This is a genomic window from Streptomyces sp. NPDC001348 (assembly GCF_053597535.1).
In genome coordinates this window covers 89,763-109,497 of record NZ_JBSFIK010000028.1, presented here as the reverse complement: position 1 = coordinate 109,497, position 19,735 = coordinate 89,763, and the positions used below count along the sequence as shown (strand labels likewise).

The 19,735-nt window shown below is 71.6% G+C and carries 24 protein-coding genes; 9 read left to right on the top strand and 15 right to left on the bottom strand.

What is annotated here, in order from left to right:
• Both ACWC21_RS26890 and ACWC21_RS26885 read right to left on the bottom strand, forming a co-directional pair.
• Positions 1–690, bottom strand: a 690-nt coding sequence (locus tag ACWC21_RS26890) for a hypothetical protein (RefSeq protein WP_450885399.1), incomplete at its 3' end; no start/stop codon positions are given.
• Positions 691–851: 161 nt separating this feature from the next.
• Positions 852–1,646 (bottom strand): RNA polymerase sigma factor SigF, encoded by a 795-nt coding sequence (locus tag ACWC21_RS26885; RefSeq protein WP_450885398.1) that lies wholly within the window; start codon positions 1,644–1,646, stop codon positions 852–854.
• 291 nt (positions 1,647–1,937) lie between these two features.
• Here ACWC21_RS26885 and ACWC21_RS26880 point away from each other — a divergent pair, with 291 nt between their 5' ends.
• From ACWC21_RS26880 to ACWC21_RS26860, 5 genes are all read left to right on the top strand, one after another.
• Positions 1,938–3,746 carry a thiamine pyrophosphate-requiring protein gene (locus tag ACWC21_RS26880; protein WP_450885397.1) on the top strand — a complete coding sequence of 603 codons (1,809 nt, stop codon included), beginning with the start codon at positions 1,938–1,940 and terminating at the stop codon, positions 3,744–3,746.
• Between the two features lie 130 nt (positions 3,747–3,876).
• Positions 3,877–4,251 carry a DUF2795 domain-containing protein gene (locus ACWC21_RS26875; protein WP_450885396.1) on the top strand — a complete coding sequence of 125 codons (375 nt, stop codon included), beginning with the start codon at positions 3,877–3,879 and terminating at the stop codon, positions 4,249–4,251.
• Complete coding sequence (locus ACWC21_RS26870; RefSeq protein ID WP_450885395.1) at positions 4,251–4,901, top strand: diguanylate cyclase; 651 nt, start codon at positions 4,251–4,253, stop codon at positions 4,899–4,901. Before ACWC21_RS26875 ends, ACWC21_RS26870 begins: the two co-directional genes overlap by 1 nt.
• Positions 4,902–4,939: 38 nt before the next feature.
• Positions 4,940–5,482, top strand: a complete 543-nt coding sequence (locus tag ACWC21_RS26865) for a type 1 glutamine amidotransferase domain-containing protein (protein ID WP_450885394.1) — start codon at positions 4,940–4,942, stop codon at positions 5,480–5,482.
• Positions 5,482–7,587: a catalase gene (locus ACWC21_RS26860; protein WP_450885393.1), complete on the top strand. Its 2,106-nt coding sequence runs from the start codon at positions 5,482–5,484 to the stop codon at positions 7,585–7,587. Before ACWC21_RS26865 ends, ACWC21_RS26860 begins: the two co-directional genes overlap by 1 nt.
• Positions 7,588–7,635: 48 nt before the next feature.
• On the opposite strand, the gene ACWC21_RS26855 is transcribed toward ACWC21_RS26860, so the two are convergent.
• Positions 7,636–7,923, bottom strand: a complete 288-nt coding sequence (locus ACWC21_RS26855) for a DUF6158 family protein (RefSeq protein ID WP_450885392.1) — start codon at positions 7,921–7,923, stop codon at positions 7,636–7,638.
• Between the two features lie 58 nt (positions 7,924–7,981).
• Here ACWC21_RS26855 and ACWC21_RS26850 point away from each other — a divergent pair, with 58 nt between their 5' ends.
• Positions 7,982–9,100, top strand: a complete 1,119-nt coding sequence (locus ACWC21_RS26850; RefSeq protein ID WP_450885391.1) for a baeRF2 domain-containing protein — start codon at positions 7,982–7,984, stop codon at positions 9,098–9,100.
• A 35-nt stretch (positions 9,101–9,135) separates the two neighbouring features.
• Here the strand turns inward: ACWC21_RS26850 and ACWC21_RS26845 are convergent, their stop codons facing one another.
• Together ACWC21_RS26845 and ACWC21_RS26840 are read right to left on the bottom strand one after the other, a co-directional pair.
• The gene (locus tag ACWC21_RS26845) at positions 9,136–10,755 is read right to left on the bottom strand and encodes an ABC-F family ATP-binding cassette domain-containing protein (protein WP_450885390.1); all 1,620 of its coding nucleotides are present in this window, start codon (positions 10,753–10,755) and stop codon (positions 9,136–9,138) included.
• A gap of 42 nt (positions 10,756–10,797) precedes the next feature.
• Positions 10,798–11,454 (bottom strand): histidine phosphatase family protein, encoded by a 657-nt coding sequence (locus ACWC21_RS26840; RefSeq protein ID WP_450885411.1) that lies wholly within the window; start codon positions 11,452–11,454, stop codon positions 10,798–10,800.
• Positions 11,455–11,533: 79 nt separating this feature from the next.
• Here ACWC21_RS26840 and ACWC21_RS26835 point away from each other — a divergent pair, with 79 nt between their 5' ends.
• The 3 genes from ACWC21_RS26835 to ACWC21_RS26825 all read left to right on the top strand — a co-directional run bounded on the left by ACWC21_RS26835 (position 11,534) and on the right by ACWC21_RS26825 (position 14,169).
• Positions 11,534–13,030 carry a phosphatase PAP2 family protein gene (locus ACWC21_RS26835; RefSeq protein WP_450885389.1) on the top strand — a complete coding sequence of 499 codons (1,497 nt, stop codon included), beginning with the start codon at positions 11,534–11,536 and terminating at the stop codon, positions 13,028–13,030.
• A 104-nt stretch (positions 13,031–13,134) separates the two neighbouring features.
• Positions 13,135–13,950, top strand: coding sequence for a class I SAM-dependent methyltransferase (locus tag ACWC21_RS26830; protein WP_450885388.1), 816 nt, complete (start codon positions 13,135–13,137; stop codon positions 13,948–13,950).
• Between the two features lie 48 nt (positions 13,951–13,998).
• Positions 13,999–14,169 carry a hydrophobic protein gene (locus ACWC21_RS26825; protein ID WP_388796148.1) on the top strand — a complete coding sequence of 57 codons (171 nt, stop codon included), beginning with the start codon at positions 13,999–14,001 and terminating at the stop codon, positions 14,167–14,169.
• A 61-nt stretch (positions 14,170–14,230) separates the two neighbouring features.
• Here ACWC21_RS26825 and ACWC21_RS26820 read toward each other — a convergent pair whose 3' ends face one another.
• Genes ACWC21_RS26820 through ACWC21_RS26775 form a run of 10 tightly spaced genes read right to left on the bottom strand, consistent with a single transcriptional unit; the run spans position 14,231 to position 19,632 of the window.
• Positions 14,231–14,512: a gas vesicle protein K gene (locus ACWC21_RS26820; protein ID WP_450885387.1), complete on the bottom strand. Its 282-nt coding sequence runs from the start codon at positions 14,510–14,512 to the stop codon at positions 14,231–14,233.
• A 9-nt stretch (positions 14,513–14,521) separates the two neighbouring features.
• Positions 14,522–14,701 carry a gas vesicle protein gene (locus ACWC21_RS26815; RefSeq protein ID WP_388796141.1) on the bottom strand — a complete coding sequence of 60 codons (180 nt, stop codon included), beginning with the start codon at positions 14,699–14,701 and terminating at the stop codon, positions 14,522–14,524.
• Positions 14,698–15,492, bottom strand: coding sequence for a GvpL/GvpF family gas vesicle protein (locus ACWC21_RS26810; protein ID WP_450885386.1), 795 nt, complete (start codon positions 15,490–15,492; stop codon positions 14,698–14,700). Before ACWC21_RS26810 ends, ACWC21_RS26815 begins: the two co-directional genes overlap by 4 nt.
• Positions 15,489–15,830: a gas vesicle protein gene (locus tag ACWC21_RS26805; RefSeq protein WP_389153692.1), complete on the bottom strand. Its 342-nt coding sequence runs from the start codon at positions 15,828–15,830 to the stop codon at positions 15,489–15,491. The genes ACWC21_RS26810 and ACWC21_RS26805 overlap by 4 nt, the downstream gene beginning before the upstream one ends.
• Entirely contained in the window at positions 15,827–17,044 is a 1,218-nt protein-coding gene (locus ACWC21_RS26800) for an SRPBCC family protein (protein ID WP_450885385.1), read from the bottom strand. The genes ACWC21_RS26805 and ACWC21_RS26800 overlap by 4 nt, the downstream gene beginning before the upstream one ends.
• A complete protein-coding gene (locus ACWC21_RS26795; RefSeq protein ID WP_450885384.1) occupies positions 17,041–17,703 on the bottom strand; it encodes a DNA primase in 663 nt (220 codons plus the stop codon). Before ACWC21_RS26795 ends, ACWC21_RS26800 begins: the two co-directional genes overlap by 4 nt.
• Positions 17,700–17,963, bottom strand: a complete 264-nt coding sequence (locus tag ACWC21_RS26790) for a gas vesicle protein GvpG (RefSeq protein WP_450885383.1) — start codon at positions 17,961–17,963, stop codon at positions 17,700–17,702. Before ACWC21_RS26790 ends, ACWC21_RS26795 begins: the two co-directional genes overlap by 4 nt.
• A 29-nt stretch (positions 17,964–17,992) precedes the next feature.
• Positions 17,993–18,763: a GvpL/GvpF family gas vesicle protein gene (locus ACWC21_RS26785; RefSeq protein ID WP_450885382.1), complete on the bottom strand. Its 771-nt coding sequence runs from the start codon at positions 18,761–18,763 to the stop codon at positions 17,993–17,995.
• Positions 18,760–19,182, bottom strand: a complete 423-nt coding sequence (locus ACWC21_RS26780; RefSeq protein WP_450885381.1) for a gas vesicle structural protein GvpA — start codon at positions 19,180–19,182, stop codon at positions 18,760–18,762. The genes ACWC21_RS26785 and ACWC21_RS26780 overlap by 4 nt, the downstream gene beginning before the upstream one ends.
• Positions 19,183–19,239: 57 nt before the next feature.
• A complete protein-coding gene (locus ACWC21_RS26775) occupies positions 19,240–19,632 on the bottom strand; it encodes a gas vesicle protein GvpO (protein ID WP_450885380.1) in 393 nt (130 codons plus the stop codon).
• Positions 19,633–19,735: the final 103 nt, after the last annotated feature.

The window sequence follows — 19,735 nt, the reverse complement described above, 5'->3', positions numbered from 1 at the left end:
CCAGCCGCCGTCGGTCTTTCCGGTCCCGTCTCCGCTGCCGGTCTGACCGCTGCCGTCCCAGCCGCCGTCGGTCTTTCCGGTCCCGTCTCCGCTGCCGGTCTGACCGCTGCCGTCCCAGCCGCCGTCGGTCTTTCCGGTCCCGTCTCCGCTGCCACGAAGGTCCCCCATGCCACTCGAGCCGTCCCCGCCCCCCGGAGTGTGCCCCATGTCGCTAGAGCCGTCCTCGGTCTTCCCGCTTCCGCCCGAGCCGCCGTCGGGCTTCCCGCCGTCCGAGCCGCCCTTGGTCTTCCGGCCGTCGTCCGGGCCGCCGGGGATCGTCCCGCCCGCGCACGCCGGTTCCCCCGCGCAGTCGGGGCTCGCGGGTTCCGGCGCCTTGACGCCGTCGCAGGGCTGGAGCCCGGCGCATCCCCCCGCGGCCTCGTCCCACGCGCCCCGGTCCGCCGTGCAGGCGCCGTTCGTGGCCGTCCCGTCCGCGGCCGGGGGCGAGGCGTCGGCGGTGCCGGATATCCCGGCCATGTCGGGTGTCACGCCGCCGACCGTGTCGCAGGACGCGGAGACGGTGACGGTGCCGCCGGTCCGGGCGGGGCCCGGGCCGCTCTGTGCGGCGGGCTTCGCGAACGCCTCCGGGGCGGTGGCGAACGCGGCGGCGGCCAGGGCGGCGACGGCCAGGGCGCGTGCGGTGCGGCGCATGGGGCGGCTCCTCGGGGCGACGGCTGGGACGGGCGCGGACCGCGCGCCCTCCTCTGCCATCACAGCCCGCCGTACCGCGCGCCGCGCGCGGCCGAAGCCCATTGGCGGGACAGCCGGGGGCCTATCGGGTGATCCGGCGACCGGCCGGGTTTGCCGGTGGGCTAGGCCACGTCCCTCATCACCTGCTCGCGCAGCCGTTCGCAGCAGCGGCTGATCAGCCGGGAGACGTGCATCTGCGAGATGCCCATCTGCTCGGCGATCCGGCTCTGGGTCATGTCGTCGAAGAACCGCATGTAGAGGATGGCCCGCTCGCGCTCGGGGAGGGCGGCCAGCCGGAGCTTGACGGCCTCGCGGTCGACGACGACGTCGAGCGCGGGGTCGGGAGCGCCGAGGGCGTCGCTCAGCGAGTAGCCGTCGTCGCTGCCCGGCATCTCCGCGTCCAGGGACAGCGCGGTGAAGCTCTCCAGTGCCTCCAGCCCGGCCCGGACGTCGTCCTCGCTCATGCTCGCGTGCCGGGCGATCTCCGCGACGGTGGGCCGGCGGCCCACGATCGTCTGGGAGAGGTCCTGGCAGGCGAACCGGACCCGGTTGCGCAGGTCCTGGACCCGGCGGGGCACGTGCAGGGTCCACATGTGGTCGCGGAAGTGCCGCTTGATCTCGCCGGTGACGGTGGGCACGGCGTAGCTCTCGAAGGCGTTGCCGAGTTCGGGGTCGTACCGGTCGACGGCCTTGACCAGGCCGAGGGAGGCCACCTGCCGCAGATCCTCTTGGTTCTCGCCGCGGTTGCGGAAGCGTCCGGCGAGCCGCTCGGCCATGGGCAGCCAGGCCTCGACGATCTCGTCGCGCAGGGCGTCACGCTCGGCTCCGGGCGGGAGGGCGGCGAGGCGGCGGAAGGCATCCGCGGTGTCGGGGGCGTCGTCGTGGGGGTGGTGCTTGGTGCGCGCTGGGTTCGGCATGGTGCGTCGCAACTCCCCTGGAGTGCTGGATTCGACGGTCACCGTGAGAGCGCATCCGATCCGGACAGGCGCCCCCGTGGCGACGACTCGCCGCTCCCACGGAGATGTGCCTCCTGTCCGAAGCACTGTTCCCGTGCGCCTGCCCCCGGTCCCCGGAGGCAAACACCCCCCTTGCCCCGCTTCCCCGGCGGGCTCACGGGGGGGCCGCACAGGTTTTCCGACTGCCCCTGGGGTGACCCGGACACCGCTGACCGGATCATCCGCTTCCTCACCACCCAGGAGGTTGTCCCGATGAGCACCAAGGTTGCCGACCACATCCTCGCGCGGCTGCGCGAATGGGGTGTGGAGCAGGTCTTCGGCTATCCCGGCGACGGCATCAACGGCCTGCTCGCGGCCTGGGGACGGGCCGACGACCAGCCACGGTTCATCCAGTCCCGGCACGAGGAGATGTCCGCCTTCCAGGCGGTGGGCTACGCGAAGTTCTCCGGTCGGCTCGGAGTGTGCGCGGCGACCTCGGGTCCGGGAGCGATCCACCTGCTCAACGGCCTGTACGACGCCAAACTGGACCATGTGCCGGTCCTGGCGATCGTCGGGCAGACGCACCGGACCGCGATGGGCGGCTCCTACCAGCAGGAGGTCGACCTGCACACGCTGTTCAAGGACGTCGCCTCCGAGTTCGTGGAGACGGTGACCGTTCCCGAGCAGCTGCCGAACGTCCTCGACCGGGCGATCCGCACCGCGTACGCCCGCCGCTGCCCCACGGCGATCATCATCCCCGGTGACGTGCAGGAGCTGGACTACTCGGCGCCCACGCACGAGTTCAAGATGGTCCCCTCCAGCCTGGGCATGAGCGAGTCGACCGCCACCCCGACGGACGACGCGCTGCGGAAGGCGGTGGAGGTCCTGAACGCCGGTGACAAGCCGGCCATCCTGATCGGCCAGGGCGCCGCCGGCGCGGTCGAGGAGGTGCAGGAGATCGCGGAGCTGCTCGGCGCGGGTGTCGCCAAGGCGCTGCTCGGCAAGGACGTACTCAGTGACGAACTGCCGTTCGTGACCGGTTCCATCGGCCTGCTGGGCACCCGTCCGTCGTACGAGCTGATGCGGGACTGCGACACGCTGCTGACCGTCGGCTCGTCGTTCCCCTACACGCAGTTCATGCCGGAGTTCGGCAAGGCCAGGGCCGTGCAGATCGACATCGATCCGCACATGGTCGGGATGCGCTACCCGTACGAGGTCAATCTCGTCGGCGACGCGAAGGCGACCCTGCGCCGGCTGATCACGCTGCTGGAGGCCGACCGCGGCGGCCGTCCGAAGGACCGGGAGTGGTTCGACACGGTCCGCGCGAACGTGCGGCGCTGGCACGAGACGATGGAGCGCCGGGCGCACCTGTCGGCCGACCCGATCAACCCCGAGTTCGTGGCCCGTGCGCTGGATCCGCTGCTGCCGCAGAACGCGATCATCACCTCCGACTCCGGTTCGGTGGCCAACTGGTACGCGCGGCACATCACCATGCGGCCGGGCATGCGCGGCTCGCTGTCCGGGACGCTGGCGACGATGGGCGCCGGGGTGCCGTATGCGATCGGCGCGAAGTTCGCGCACCCGGACCGGCCGGTGTTCGCGCTGGTCGGGGACGGCGCGATGCAGATGAACGGGCTGGCGGAGGTGATCACCGCGGCGAAGTACCGGGACCGGTGGCAGGATCCGCGGCTGGTGTTCGCCGTATGGAACAACCAGGACCTCAACCAGGTCACCTGGGAGATGCGGGCGATGGAGGGTTCCCCGTCCTTCCTGCCTTCGCAGCAGCTGCCGGACGTGCAGTACGCCGCGTTCGCCCGTTCCCTGGGACTGACCGGGATCCGGGTGGAGAAGCCCGAGGACGTGGAGGCGGGCTGGCGGGCGGCCCTGGAGGCCGACGGGCCCGCGGTGGTGGAGTTCCTCACCGACCCGGCGGTCCCGCCGATTCCGCCGCACGCCAGCTGGGAGCAGATGGAGGCGACGGCCGCATCGATCCTCAAGGGCGACGCCGACCGGGGATCCATGATCAAGCAGGGCTTCAAGGCGAAGGTGCAGGAGTTCCTGCCGGGGCACGACCGGGACTAGAGCGGGCACGGGCGGCGGTGGACGCAGCTGCTCTCCGGCTGAATTTCCGGCGGGTTTTCACCCCCTTGATCCCGTGTCGGCATGCGGTCGCCGGGTACGCGGTGCGGACCCCGAAGATCTGGAGGGAGACATGCAGCGAGGCAGTGACCGGCTGAGCGTCCACCGGGACGACGAGATGAAGCACGAGCTCCAGGGCCTGCTCCGGTCCGGGCATCCCACGCGCACCGAGGAGTGGCACGACCCGGAGCCGGCCGCCGAGGACGACCCCGAGGTCTGGGGCGGCCCGGTGGCGCCGGGACGCTCCGGTGCCACGCTGGAGACGGTCCGGTTCGAGCTGGCCCGGAACCTCGGGCGCAGCGCGTTCCCGGCGGGGCCGGCCGACCTGGCCCGGGCCCTGCGCCGCAAGAACGCGCCGGACGCCCTGATCGAGGCGGTGGCCCGGCTGCCGCGCGAGGACCGGTACGGCACGGTGCAGGAGCTGGCCGAGGCGCTGGTGGGCCGCTGATGAGCCGGGACCAGGCCGCGGAGATCGCGGCCACGGGCGTCACCGTCGACGTCGGTGACGCCACCACCCGGTATCTGCTCTACGGGCTGCTGCGGGGCTGGTTCGTGCCGGGCCTGGCCGACTGGGCGATGCACCGGCGCACCCGTATCGAGGACACGTCCGGGACCAAGGAGTCCCTGATCCACTCCCTGATGATGGCCGAGGTGGGCCTGCCCATGGCGCTGACCCTGCGCTACGAGGTCAACCCGCTGCTGCTGACGGTGCAGCTCGCGGCGACCGCGGTGCACGAGGCGACGGCGCTGTGGGACGTGCGCACTGCGGTGGACAGCGACCGGGAGGTGAAGCCGGTCGAGCAGCACATCCACAGCTTTCTGGAGTCGCTGCCGTTCGCCGGGCTGAGCGCGCTGATGTGCCTGCACGCCGACCAGGTGCGGTCGTTGCTGCGCGGCGGCCGGGGCGATGCGAACGCGTGGCGGCCGGTGCCGCGCCGGCGGCCGTTGTCGCCGGGTTACCTGGCGGCCGTCGGCGCCGCCATCGGCGCGTGTGTGCTCCTGCCGTACGGCGAGGAGCTGCTGCGCTGCCGACGGGCGGCGAGGAAGAAGCGCGGCCGGGGCGACGAGGCCCGGTGGCGCGCGACCGACGAACGATAGACGTTGCAGTTGCGTATACGGAAAGGATGCTGAACATCATGCGCATCGCGTTTCTGGTGGCTCCCGAGGGGGTCGAGCAGGTCGAGCTGACCGAACCGTGGAAGGCGGCCGCGGACGCCGGCCACGAGCCCGTGCTGGTGTCGACCAAGTCCGGGGAGATACAGGCCTTCAACCATCTGGACAAAGCGGACACGTTCCCGGTGGACGAGGTGGTGGGCGAGACGTCGGCCGGCTCGTTCGGGGCGCTGGTCCTGCCCGGCGGCGTGGCCAACCCCGACTTCCTCAGGATGGACGAGAAGGCCGTCGCGTTCGTGAAGGGATTCTTCGACCGGAGTCGTCCGGTCGCCGCGATCTGCCACGCCCCGTGGACGCTGGTCGAGGCGGACGTCGTGCGCGGCCGGACGCTGACCTCGTGGCCGAGCCTGCGGACGGACATCCGTAACGCGGGCGGCACCTGGGTGGACGAAGAGGTGAAGATCTGCGACGCCGGCTCCAACCAGCTGATCACCAGCCGCAAGCCGGACGACCTCAAGGCGTTCTGCGACGCGTTCCTGCACGTGTTCTCCGGAGAGGCAGGTTGATGGGCACGCCGGCCGACCGGAAGCAGCAGCAGCGCGAGAAGCACTACGCCGACGACCCGGCGGCCGGTCCGCTCACCACCGACCAGGGCGTGGACGTCGACCACACCGACGACTCGCTGACGGCCGGCGAACGCGGGCCGACCCTGATGGAGGACTTCCACTTCCGGGAGAAGCTCACCCACTTCGACCATGAGCGGATCCCGGAACGGGTGGTGCACGCGCGCGGTGCGGGCGCGTACGGCTTCTTCGAACCGTACGAGTCCTGCGCCGAGTTCACCCGGGCGGCGTTCCTGCAGGACCCGTCCGTGCGGACGCCGGTGTTCGTACGGTTCTCCACCGTGCAGGGCCCGAAGGGGTCGGCGGACACGGTGCGGGACGTGCGGGGCTTCGCCACGAAGTTCTACACGTCCGAGGGCAACTACGACCTGGTGGGGAACAACTTCCCGGTCTTCTTCATCCAGGACGGCATCAAGTTCCCGGACTTCGTGCACGCCGTCAAGCCCGAGCCGCACAACGACATCCCCACCGGGGCGTCCGCGCACGACACCCTGTGGGACTTCGTGTCGCTGCAGCCGGAGACCCTGCACGCGATCATGTGGCTGATGTCGGACCGGGCGATCCCGCGCAGCTACCGGATGATGCAGGGTTTCGGCGTGCACACCTTCCGGTTCGTCGACGCCGAGGGGCGCGGGACGTTCGTGAAGTTCCACTGGACGCCGAAGCCGGGCGTGCACTCACTGGTCTGGGACGAGGCGCAGGAGTGCCAGGGCCGCGACCCGGACTTCAACCGGCGGGACCTGTGGCAGGCGATCGAGGCCGGCGAGTACCCGGAGTGGGAGCTGGGTGTGCAGCTGGTGCCGGAGGAGGACGAGTTCGCGTTCGACTTCGACCTGCTGGACGCCACGAAGATCATCCCGGAGGAGCAGGTGCCGGTACGGCCGATCGGCCGCATGGTGCTGAACCGCAACCCGGAGAACTTCTTCGCGGAGACCGAGCAGGTCGCCTTCCACACGGCCAACGTCGTGCCCGGCATCGACTTCACCAACGACCCGCTGCTGCAGGCGCGGAACTTCTCCTACCTGGACACCCAGCTGATCCGGCTGGGCGGCCCCAACTTCACCCAGATCCCGGTGAACCGGCCGGTGGCGCCGGTACGCAACAACCACCGCGACGGCTACCACCAGGGCGCCGTCCACCGGGGTACGAACTACTCCCCGAACTCCCTCGGCGGCGGCTGCCCGGCGCACGCCGGGGCGGGCGGTTCGGCGTTCACGCACTACACCGAGCGGGTGGACGGCGCGAAGATCCGCCGCCGCAGCCCCAGCTTCCAGGACCACTACAGCCAGGCCGCGCTGTTCTGGCACAGCATGGCCGACTGGGAGAAGCAGCACATCGTGGCGGCCTTCCGGTTCGAGCTGGGCAAGGTCGACGCGCGGGCCGTGCGGGCGCGGACGGTCGAGCAGCTCGCCCATGTGGACGGCGATCTGGCGGCGCAGGTGGCGCGCGGCGTCGGGGTGCCCGAGCCGTCGGCCGCTCAGGCGGCGACGGTCAAGCAGGTCTCGCCCGCGCTGAGCCTCGAATCACTGCGCGGTTCCGGCTCCATCCGGACCCGTCAGGTCGCGGTGCTGGTCACCGACGGCGTGGACGCCGAACAGCTGGGGTCCGTGCGGGAGGTGCTGGCGGCCGAGGGGGCGATCGTGGAGGCGCTCGCGGCGACGGAGGAACCGGTGACGGGGGTCGACGGGCGATCGTATACGGTCGACCGCGCACTGCCTACGGTCGCCTCCGTCCTGTACGACGCCGTCCTGCTCCCCGGCGGCCCCACCGGCACCCCCGCGATCACCGGCGATCCGGACGCCATGCGCTTCGTGCGCTCCGCGTACCGGCACGGCAAGCCGATCGGGGCGCTGGGCTCGGGGGTCGGGATCCTGTCGGCGCTGGAGCCGGAGGGCCTGCGGCTGTCGACGGAGTTCCACCACATGATCAGCGACCGGGGCGTGGTCACCGACACCGCACCGGGGGCCGCGCACACGGACTTCGTCCGGGCGTTCGTGGCCGCGATCGCGGGTCACCGGCACTGGGGCCGGCCGCCGCTGCGCTGCTGAGACCGGTGTCTCGTCGCGGGGCTCCCCTTGCCGGGGAGCCCCGCTTCGTCATGTCCCGGAGCCGTCGGGCGAGGCCGACTCCGCGCAGCTGCGCTCCCTGGCCCCTTCCCGGGTGCGGCCCGCGGCGACCAGTCGGCGCGGGTTGCGGCGCAGGTACTCGCCCTCCAGCTGGGCCATGCGCTCGTTGTGGGCCCGCAGCGCGTCGTTGGAGCCGTACAGCAACGTGTCGTGGCGCGTGCGGTGGATCGTCTCGAGCTCTTTCATGAGCTGCTGGTCGTCCAGGCGGCTGGGATCGACTCCGGTCATCGTGATGTCCCGCTCGTCGTGTGCGTTCATGCGGTACGGGTACCCGCCCCGGACGCACTACCCCCGAGCGGCATCCGGGAGGGAATCAATGGATCTCGCCTTTCTCAATCCACTGTACGAACAGTCCGGCCCCTGGGCCTCCGTGTACGTCGACACCTCCCAGCACGCGGAGGACACGCCGCACGAGCTGCACCTGACCGCCCAGGCGATGGCGCGGGACCTGAAGGAGCAGGGCGCGGACGACGCCACGTGCCGGGCGGTGGAGGAGGCGATCGAGGCGCTGCGCCACTCCCCCGACCCGCACGGCAGGGCCGTGTTCGCGCGATCCGGCGAGGTCGTGCTCGACCCGCTGCTGGCGGCGCCCCCGCCGCAGGGCAGCCTCGCGGTGTGGGCACCGCTGCCGCGGGTGGCCCCGCTGCTGGACCTGGCCGGTGAGGACCCGGTGGCGATCGTGGCCTACATCGACCGGCGCGGCGCCGATTTCGAGCTGCGCAGCGCGCTGGGCCGGCAGAAGGCGGGCGCGGTCGTCGGCCGGCAGCATCCGATCCACCGCACCAACAGCGCCGACTGGTCGGAGCGCCACTTCCAGCTGAAGGTGGAGAACACCTGGGAGCACAACGCGGCGGAGATCGCCGACGCGCTCGCCGTGTGCCAGGACGAGACACGGGCGGACCTGCTGATCCTGGTCGGTGACGACCGGGAGCGGCGCGAAGTGCACGGGCGGCTGCCCAAGCGGCTCGAGGAACGCGTGGTGGAGGCCGCGCACGGCACCGGCAGCAGGCTGCTGGACACCGAGGTGGAGCAGGTGCGCGCCGAGCGGGTGCGCTCCCGCGTCACGGCGCGGCTGGACCGTTTCCGGGCCGCGCGCACCCCGGACGACGAGGGCCGCGCCCGGGCCGCCGAGGGCGTGCCCGCGCTGGTGGAGGCCGCCCGGGAGCACCGTCTGGAGGAGTTGCTGCTCCGGCCGGACGGGCCCGACCTGCACCGCGAGATATGGATCGGGGAGGCCCCGGACCAGCTGGCGGCGCGCAGGACGGAGCTGCAGATCCTCGGTGAGCAGAACTCCTGGTCGGCACGCGCCGACGACGCGCTGCTGCGCTCCGCCGTGGTGACGGACGCCGCCGCGCTGTCCCTGGCGCCGGTGCTGGAAGGCACCGGGGACGACACTCCCGCGGGCGGACTGGGCGCGCTGCTGCGCTGGAAGTGACAGGAAGAAGAGCCTGCGGAGCGGGTCCGGTGCGGTTACCGGGCCCGCTCCACCCTTCGCTCGTCCCACACCGGCTCGGCCGTCTCTCGCACCCGGCCGTCGCTGCCGAAGACGAGGTAGCGGTCGAAGGAGCGGGCGAACCAGCGGTCGTGGGTGACCGCGAGGACCGTGCCGTCGAAGGCCTCCAGGCCCTCCTGGAGGGCTTCGGCGGACTCCAGGTCAAGGTTGTCGGTCGGTTCGTCCAGCAGCAGGGCGGTGGCGCCGGCCAGTTCCAGCAGCAGGATCTGGAAGCGGGCCTGCTGGCCGCCGGAGAGCCGGTCGAAGCTCTGCTCGGCCTGCTGGGTGAGTTCGTAGCGGCGCAGCCGGGACATGGCCGCGCCGCGGTCCTGGGAGTGCTCCTTCCACAGGATGTCGAGCAGGGCGCGGCCTTGCAGCTCCGGATGCGCGTGCGTCTGGGCGAAGTGCCCGGGCACGACCCGTGCCCCGAGCCTGCACTCCCCCGTGTGGGCGATGTCCTCGCCGGCGAGCAGGCGCAGGAAGTGCGACTTGCCGGAGCCGTTGGAGCCGAGGACGGCTACGCGTTCGCCGTAGAAGACCTCCAGGTCGAACGGTTTCATCAGGCCGGTCAGTTCGAGGGCTTCGCAGGTGACGGCCCGTACGCCGGTGCGTCCGCCCTTGAGGCGCATGCGGATGTCCTGTTCGCGCGGCGGCTCGGGCGGCGGTCCGGCCTCCTCGAACTTGCGCAGCCGGGTCTGCGCCGCCTGGTAGCGGGAGGCCAGTTCGTGGCTGACGGAGGCCGCCTGGCGGAGGCTGAGCACGAGCTTCTTCAGCTGGGCGTGCTTCTCGTCCCACCGGCGGCGCAGTTCCTCGAAGCGGGCGAAGCGTTCCCGCCGGGCCTCGTGGTAGGTGGCGAAGCCGCCGCCGTGCACCCAGGCGTCCGCGCCGGCGGGCCCCGGCTCCACGGAGACGATCCTGTCGGCGGCGCGGGAGAGCAGTTCACGGTCGTGGGAGACGAACAGGACCGTCTTGCGGGTCTCGCGCAGGCGCTCCTCGAGCCAGCGTTTGCCGGGCACGTCGAGGTAGTTGTCCGGCTCGTCCAGCAGCAGCACCTCGTCGGTGCCGCGCAGCAGCGCCTCCAGTACCAGTCGCTTCTGCTCGCCACCGGAGAGGGTGCGCACCTGCCGCCACTGCGCCCGTTCGTAGGGGACGCCGAGCGCGGCCGTGGTGCACATGTCCCACAGTGTCTCCGCCTCGTAGCCGCGCGCTTCGGCCCAGTCCGCGAGCGCCTGGGCGTACGCCATCTGGGCGGCCTCGTCGTCGACGGTCATGACGGCGTGCTCGGCCTCGTCGACGGCCCGAGCGGCCTCGCGGATGCGGGGCGGTGCGACGGAGACGAGCAGGTCCCGTACGGTCGTCTCGTCCCGTACGGACCCCACGAACTGGCGCATCACGCCGAGGCCGCCGCTGACGGTGACCGTGCCGCCGTGCGGCTTGAGCTCGCCGGCGATCAGACGGAGCAGGGTGGTCTTGCCGGCGCCGTTGGGGCCGACCAGGGCGACGACGGCGCCTTCGCCGACCCGGAAGGACACGTCACCGAGCAGGGTCCTCCCGTCGGGGAGGTGGTACTCGAGGTGCGCGGCTTCCAGGTGTCCCATGGGGAGGCATTCTCCGGGGCGGCCGGGACCGGGGGCAAACGCTTATCCGGCCGCGTCGACCGGCCGGCCTGCCGGTCCGCTCTCCCCCGCCGGGGCCACGACCGTGCCCTGCCAGGTGAGCGCCTTCCAGCCGTCGGCCGGGGAGCCCTCCAGTGCCACCACGCCGGTGTTGTCGAGGGGCCGGGCGGCGGCGAAGGCCACGTCGACGTTGCCGGCGCGGGCGGCGGTCCACATGCGGATGGCGGCGCCGTGGCTGACCAGGGCGACGGTGCCGGCGCCGCTGTCCGCGGCCTCCGCGACGACGGCGTCGTACCGGGCCAGGACCTCGGTGCCGCTCTCCCCGCCGGGCATGCGCAGCGCGGTGTCCCCGGCCGCCCAGGCGAACACCGTACGCATGTACAGCTCGCCCAGGCCCGAGTCGCCGGGCAGCATCTCCAGATCGCCCGCCGACACCTCGCGTATGCCGTCCCGGACGGTCACCTCGAGGCCGCGGGCGGCGGCCAGCGGGGCCGCCGTGAGCTGGGTGCGGACGAGGGTGGACGCGTACAGGGCCTCGATGTCCTCGCCCGCGAGTGCCCGCGGGAGTGCGGCGGCCTGCCGCTCGCCGAGCTCGGTCAGCCCCGGGCCGGGCACGGCGGTGTCCAGCAGGAAGTCGACGTTGGACGGGGTCTGGCCGTGCCGGACGAGGAGCAGGCGCATAGGGGGTCCTTCCACGTCGGACAGCGTCGGGGGCATGTCCGCCGACAAGAAACGGGCACTTCAGGGTATCCGCACCCACATGAGCCCAGACGTCGACCTCACCGTCCCCCGCCCCGGCCCGCACGCCCTGCGCGACAAGCTGCTCGGCCTGGACTGCCGGCTGTTCGAGGTGGCCGCCGAGCGGAACTGGCCCGGCGCCGAGCGGGTGCTGCCGCGGCTGAGCCGCAGCGCCAACCACGGGGTGCTGTGGTTCGCGACGGCCGCCGCCATGGCCGCCGTCCGCACCCCGCGTGCCCGCCGGGCCGCCGTCCGGGGCCTGGCCTCGCTGAGCCTGGCCTCCCTGACCATCAACACCCTCGGCAAGCGCTCGGTGCGCCGGCCGCGTCCCGCACTGGACCCGGTGCCGCTGGTGCGGCGGCTGAAGTCGCAGCCGATCACCACGTCGTTCCCCTCCGGGCACTCCGCGTCGGCGGCCGCCTTCGCGGCCGGTGTCGCCCTGGAGTCACCGGGCTGGGGTGCGGTGGTGGCCCCGGTGGCGCTCTCCGTCGCCATGTCCCGGGTGTACACCGGTGTGCACTTCCCCAGCGACGTGCTGGCGGGCGCCGCTCTCGGCGTGGGCGCCGCGTACGCGGTCCGGGGCCTGGTGCCGACCCGGGCCCAGGGCAGTCCGCCGGCCCGGCCCCGTGCCGAGGTGCCGGCGCTGGAGGAGGGCGACGGCCTGGTGATCGTCGCCAACACCGGCTCGGGGACCGCGGAGCGGGTGCGCGCGCTGCGCGACGCCCTGCCGAAGGCGGAGGTCGTCGAGTGCGCCCCGGACGAGGTGCCCACCGAGCTGGAGAAGGCGGCGGCGCGGGCCCGGGTGCTGGGGGTGTGCGGGGGCGACGGAACGGTGAACGCCGCCGCCGGGGTCGCCCTGCGCCACGAGCTGCCGCTCGCGGTGCTGCCCGGCGGGACGCTCAACCACTTCGCCCTCGACATCGGGGTCGAGGACGCACGGGACCTCGCCGGGGCCGTCGAGCGGGGTGAGGGGGTGCGGGTGGACGTCGGCCGGTTCACCGCCCGTGACCGTGAGGGCGTCTTCCTGAACACGCTCAGTCTGGGTGTGTACCCGGAACTGGTGCGCGAGCGGGAGCGCTGGTCGGGCCGGATCGGCGGCTGGACGGCCGGGGTGCTCGGGGCGCTGCGCGTGCTGCGGGCCGACCGGCATCCGCTGGCGGTCGAGGTCGGCGGCGAGACCCGCCCGCTGTGGCTGCTGTTCGTGGGCAACGGGATCTACCACCGCATGGGGCTGGCGCCCGGCCGCCGTGCCGACCTGGCGGACGGCCTGCTGGACGTCCGCGTGGTGCACGGCAGCCGCAGGCCCGCGCTGCGGCTGCTCGCCGCGGCCGCGGCGGGACCGCTGACCCGGTCCCCGGCGCACGCGGCGGTGCAGGTGGGCCGGCTGCGCCTGGCCGGGGTGGAGCCCGGCACACCGCTGGCGTACGACGGTGAGGTCACGGAGGTGTCGGGCGAGGTGACGCTGGAGAAGCTGCCCGAGGCACTGACGGTCTACCGCCCGCTCCCGCAGACACGCTGACCCCGTCAACCCCGGACCCTTGTCCAGATAATGAGATAAGGGATCTCATCATTCGGTCGACGCGCGTACGGTGACACTCACCGACGACCGAATGGGGTGCAGCGATGCCCAAGCCGCAGGAGACCGCCGTCTACACGCACGGACACCACGAGTCGGTGCTGCGTTCGCACACCTGGCGGACCGCCGCCAACTCCGCCTCCTACCTGCTGCCCTCGCTCAAGCCGCACATGAGGATCCTGGACATCGGCTGCGGTCCGGGGACCATCACCGCCGACCTGGCGGCGCTGGTCCCCGACGGGCAGGTCACCGGGGTCGACCACGCACCGGGCATCCTGGAGCAGGCGCGGGCCACGGCGGCCGGGCGCGGCCTGGCGAACGTCGACTTCGCCGTCGCCGACGTGCACGCCCTCGAATATCCGGACGACACCTTCTGCGTCGTGCACGCCCACCAGGTGCTGCAGCACGTCGGCGACCCGGTGCAGGCGCTGCGCGAGATGCGCCGGGTGACGAAGCCCGGTGGCTTCATCGCCGTCCGCGACTCGGACTACTCCGCGATGGCCTGGTATCCGGCGGTGCCCGGCCTGGACGACTGGCTCGAGTTGTACCTGCGGGTGGCCCGGGCGAACGGCGGCGAGCCGGACGCCGGACGCCGCCTGAAGTCCTGGGCGCTGGCCGCCGGACTCACCGACATCACGGCCTCCTCCGCCACCTGGACCTTCGCCACCGCCGAGGAGCGGGCCTGGTGGAGCGGCCTGTGGGCGGACCGCACCGTCGCCTCCTCCTACGCCGCCCGCGCCACCGAGGGCGGTCACGCGACGACCGGGCAGCTCGCGGAGGTGGCACGGGCGTGGCGGGAGTGGGGCGAGCGGCAGGACGGCTGGTTCGCCGTCCTGCACGGAGAAATTCTGTGCCGGAAGTGAGCCTGATCACGGAATTCCTGGAAACCCGCAATGCAGGAGGTTCACATCATGGTTCCTATCCTGCTGGTTCTGCTTCTGGTGCTCATTCTCTTCGGCGCCGGATTCGCGGTGAAGTTGCTCTGGTGGATCGCCCTGGCAGTTCTCGTGGTATGGCTGCTGGGTTTCCTGGTTCGCGGAACCGCCGCGGGCGGCGGCAGGAGCCGCTGGTACAGGTGGTGAATTGACCCCGGGTGACACCGAGGACGCCTTCGTACGTCCGATGCGTCCCATGGCGCAGGCGTCATTCCCGGGGCAGCAGTGGTCCCAGCGGCCCGAGGTCCAGGTTCAGGTCCTCGGGCCGCAGTCCGTAACGGTCCCGCAGCTCGGCCATGCGGTCCTCCAGGAGCATCAGGGTGAGCCCGATCCGCTCCTCCTGCTCCTCGGTGAGGTCGCCCGTGTCGAAGCGGCGCAGCGCCTGCCGCTCCATCAGCTGCCGCAGCAGCTCCACGACGGTCAGGACGAGTTTCACCAGGTCGCGCTCGACCGTGTCCGGCTCGAGGTCCAGACGGTTGCGCGTGGTCATGACGGCTCCTCACTCGAACGGCGACGGGACCTGCGCGTTCACCGAGCTGATCAGCGCGTTCAGGTCGATACGGACGAGGTCCACGTCCGCGATGCGCAGCGTGATGTCACCGGTGATCACCACCCCGCCGGCCAGCAGCCGGTCCAGCAGGTCCACCAGGGCGATCTCGCGGCGTTCTATGACGGTCACACGTCCTCCCCGCCCTCTCCCTCACCCGGAGCACGCGTCACGGCGTCACCGGCGAAGGAGTAAGGCGCCCACGGGCCGGTGAGTTCCACGCGCAGCCCAGGGGTGTCGTCTTTCGCACTGTCCACCATTTCCACGAATTCCTCGGAATGCGCACGGGACACGAGATAGGCCGCGTTGAGCACGTTCCGCCCCGAGGCCCCGGAGAGCTCTGGATTCTGCGGGGCATGCAGCCGGGAGTCCTCGGCCTTTTCGGAAAGCTCCCGGTACAGACGGTCCGCGAATGCCTCGGCCTTCTGCCACATGTCCTCGTGCGACCGGGTCTGCGCGCGCCGCTGCCGCAGATAGTCCCGGCCCGACGCGGGCTTCGACGAAGGGCTTTCCGGCTGGGCCGGCGCGATGTCGGCGTACACCTTCACTCCCCATTCCACCCGGCCGTCGAGCCGGTCGAGCGTGCGCCGGAACTCCTCCTCCCGGGCCTCGATCATCGTCCGTACGCCGCTGTCGTCGCGGAAGACGGTTGCCAGGCGCAGCGGGAGCGGGGTGGTGACGGTGGTGAGCGCGTCGATGACGCCCTGGTGGGCGCGGGCGGTCGCGGTCAGCCAGTCCAGGTCCTCCAGGCGGGCGCGCAGGGCGTCCTCGGCGAAGTCGGCCTCGGACACCGTGCTGAGGACCGCGACCAGCCCGTGGTGGTGCAGCAGCGCCGGCGGGGCGCCCCCGATGCCCGTCAGCTGGACCTGCAGGGGCGCGCCGAAGGGGCGGCAGACGGCGTAGACGTACCGCAGTCCGGTCATGATTCCTCCCTCTGCGCGCGGCGGGGCTCCAGTTGCAGTTCCTCCAGCCGCGCCAGCCGTTCGCGCAGCTCGGTGTTCTCGCGCGCGAGTTCGTCCCGGCGGGCTTTGGAGGACAGGGCGGGGTCGCTCTCCCACCAGTCGATGCCCATCTCCTTCGCCTTGTCGACGGAGGCGACGATGAGCCGCAGTTTCACGGTGAGCAGTTCGATGTCGAGCAGGTTGATCCTGATGTCGCCCGCGATGACGATCCCCTTGTCGAGCACCCGCTCGAGGATGTCCGCGAGGTTGGCTCCCCCGCCCTGGCCATAGGGCTCGGGGAGCCGGTTGGGCGTCGTCATCGACGGCTCCCGCGCTCAGCGTACTCGGGTTCCTCTTCCTCCTCGTAGGCCTCCTCCTCGGGCTCCTCCTCGTACTCACCGCTGTCTTCCTCGGCGGACGGAGCCTCTTCGCCCTCTTCTTCCTCTTCGGGTTCCTCGACCTCGCCCTCGGGTTCCTCGGCCTCGGGTTCTTCCTCGTCGCCCTCGTACTCCGCCTCGGGCTCTTCCTCCTCGGGCTCTTCCTCCTCGCCTTCGGCCTCGTCCTCGTACTCGCCTTCCGGCTCCTCGCCTTCCGGCTCCTCGCCGCCCTCGTCGGCCTGCTTCTGTTCCTCCTCCTCGGCGACCGCGTCCTCGTGGCTCTTGACGACCTCGCCGTCCTGGATCTCGCCGCGCCAGGCGTCCTCCGCCTCGCCCTTGAGGGTGATGAACCGTGCGTAGTTCTTCAGGTCGAGCCGGACACGGCGACCCTGGGCGCGCCAGATGTTGCCGGTCTTCTCGAAGAAGCCGCTCGGGTAGTACTCGATGACCAGCAGGACGCGGGTGAGGTTGTCGTCGAGCTGGTGGAAGGAGACGACGCCCTTGTGGTTGCCCTTGGCACCCTCCGTCGTCCACTGGATCTTGTAGTCGGGGACCTGCTCGACCGTGCTGCCCTTCCAGCTGCGGCTGGACCACCAGATCTTCGCCTGCCAGTCGGAGTGGGTGTCGTCGGCGCGGCTCGCGCTCTTCACACCCTTGGCGAAGGTGCTGAAGTCCTGGTACTGGGTCCACTGGTCGTAGGCGGTGCGCACCGGCACGCCGACGTCGACGGACTCGATGATGACGATGGGCTTGTTGCCCCCGCCCTTGCGCTTGCCCCCCTTGCCGCCGCCCCCCAGGCCCTTCAGCTTGTCCATGACGGTGTCCTTCGCTCTGGAGGCTCCGAGCTCCAGCGCCGATCGCAGCGGGCCCTTGCCCTGGGCGATCTTGCGGCCGCCTTCGAGAGCCAGCTTGGCGAAGCCGGGGCTGTTGCCCTCCGCGATGTCGGTGAGCTTGCCCGTGGTCTCACCGAGCTTGCGTCCGAAGCCGGCCAGCAGTCGCTGGGCCTGCGCCGCGAGGTATTCCTGGGCCTCCGCCTTCAGACGGTCGGCGGCCTCGCTGTGGGCCAGGCCGGTGAGGGGGTTCTCCTTCGCCGCGCCGGTGGCCCCGCCGGCGGCCTTGCCCGCTGCGGAGGTCGCGGATCCGAGGGTCTCGGTCATCCTTCATCGCCACCCTTCGGCTGCCGGGACCGGGTGGCGTTGCCGGTCGAGGCCGTCTTCTTCGCGGCCGGCTTCCCGGCCGCGCTCTGGGTCTTCTTCGCCGTCTTCTTGGCGGGTGCCTTCTTGGCGGCAGCCTTCTTGGCGGGAGCCGTCTTCGCCGCCGCCTTCTTGGCCGGGGCCTTCTTCGCAGCCGCCTTCTTGGCGGCCGGCTTCCCGGACTCCTCCTGCTCGTCCTGCCCCCGCCCCGTGTCCGCCTCCTCGGTGTCCTCGGTGTCCTCGGTGTCCTCGGTGTCTTCCGCTGCCTCGGACTCCTCGGACTCCTCGGACCCGGTGCCGGGCACCGCACCCGAGAGCCGGTCGCGGACCTGGGCGGTGCGGCCGTGCAGCCGGTCGGCGAGGGAGTTCATCTGCCGCTCGGCCATGCCGCTCGTCGCGGCCTTGCCGACGCCGCGCAGGTCCTCGCGGAGCTGGTCGCCGATCTCCTTGAACTGCGGATTGTTCTGCAGTTGCTGGTTCACGAGGTCCGCGATACCCCGCGGAGTGAGGTTCAGCTTCTTGCCGGCCACCAGCGAGCCGACCGCGACGGCCATCTTCATTTTCTTGGTACGTCCGAGGACGTACCCGGCCCCAAGTGCGAGGCCAAGCGCCGTTCGGTTCATATCCCTGTCCCGTTGCCCGTCGTCTCGCCGGATCCCATGCCGGTCTCCAGCCGGTCGAGAAGCTCGTCCTCACGCCGGTCGAACTCCTCCTCGGTGATCTCGCCCGCCTCCAGCTGTTCCTCGAGGCGGGCGAGTTCGGCCCGTACGGTGGAGGGGTCGTAGTAGATCCGCTCCGCCTCGCGGAGCACCTGTTCGATCACCCACGCGCTGCCGCGCACCGGCGCGAACGGCAGCAGCAGCACCTCACCGATCAGTCCCATCCGCTACTCCCTCCGCTTCCCGCGGAGCGCTATTCCGCTCCGGCGTCCGCACCGGCCGTGGTGCCCGCGGGCTCGGCGGGGCCGGGCTCGACGAAGCTGTACGGCGGCAGGGGTCCGTTGACACGCAGTTCGAGGTGGGCGAGGGACCTGCGGGTCTCCTCGACGACGGCCAGGAAGTCCTCGGCCGAGCCGCGGTCCACCAGGAACGACACGTTGACCAGCCAGCCCGTTGACTCGGGGCCCACGCTCACGGCGTCCGTGAGCGGTGCCAGCACGCGCTGCACCTCGGCGGCGTCCTCCGCCTCCTTGGCCTTGACGGCCGAGGCCACCATCTCGCCCAGGCGGATCTTGTCGTCGTAACTACCGCCGCCCGACTTGCGGTTGGCCTCGGCGAGGGCACGCAGCTCGGGACTCTCGGCCATCACCCGGTGCAGGACGGCCTCTTCCACGTGAGTGGCCTTGACGTTGTACTCGACCTTGCCGTCCAGCGCCCGCAGGCGCTCCTTGTAGTGGTCGGCCCGCTCGGCGAGCACACCGGTGACCGCGGCGTCGTCCGCCGCGACGCTGCCGAACCGCATGGGCAGCACGCAGGCGGCCGCGCCCGCCTCGGCCAGCACGCTCTGGTGCGCGAGCAGGTCCCTGCGCTTGGGACGCAGGCCCTCGGGGGCGTCGCTGACGATCGCCGCGAGGTCCCCCTCCTTCAGGATCCGCACCGGCATGGGCGGCTCGCCCACACCGCCCATGCCCTCGGGGAGCGCGGGATGCGAGCCGGCGGTGATGGCGTAGACGTAGGTGCTCACTCCTGCTCCTCCTTCCGGCGTGCCGTGGTCTTGCGGGGCCGCGGCCTGGACTCCTGCTCACCTTCGTCGCGCGCCTGCTTGAAGGCGTCCGAGATGGTCTCGGCGGCACCGGACAGCGCTCCCTTGGACTTGCCGCGGGCGCCGGACTCGGTCATCTCGCCGACCAGGTCGGGCAGGCCCGGGTCCTTGCGCGGGCCGGCCTCGAGGTCGAGCCGGTTGCACGCCTCGGCGAAGCGCAGGTACGTGTCGACGCTGGCCACGACGACACGCACGTCGATCTTGAGGATCTCGATGCCGACCAGGGAGACACGCACGAACGCGTCGATGACGAGACCCCGGTCGAGGACGAGTTCCAGTACGTCGTAGAGGCCGCTGCTGCCGCCTCCGCCGCCGGTCTGCTGTGCCGGGACTACGGTCATGCCGACCGCGCCTCCTTGTCTGTGTGATGGTTTGCGGACGTGCTGACTGCGGGCGACCTAGCGGCCGCGTGCGTCGGACCGCCCTCGTTCGTACCGGCGGACGCGCCGGTAGCCGGTGAGCATGCCCTCCGGGTCGAGTTCGACCTGGTAGCTCGCCATCAGGCTCATCGTGTCCGGAACCCTGGCGAGTTCGAGCACCTCCACCTCCAACGACCAGCCGTCCTCGGTCTGTTCGAAGGACGAGACCTGCTCGGGGGCGAGGCCGGTGAGCTCCGCGAGCTGGGCGCGCGCATCGCGCAGCACCTCCATCGGGCTCGGCCGGTGCTTGGCCGCCGTGTGCCGGTCGGTGTCCTGTTGTGGCTCCTGTGATTCCTGCGAGTTGTCGGTTTCCTGTGATTCTTGGGCTTTCTGTGAGCCCTGCGAATCAGATGTGTTTTTTGTGTTCGACATGGCCACCTCTCCCCTCCGTGTGGCCGGAAGGACGTTGGCCAAACCTTTGGAGCGCATGCTTCGGCGGCGCGGGCCGTCGGACCTGCGCAGGAAGGGTATGTGC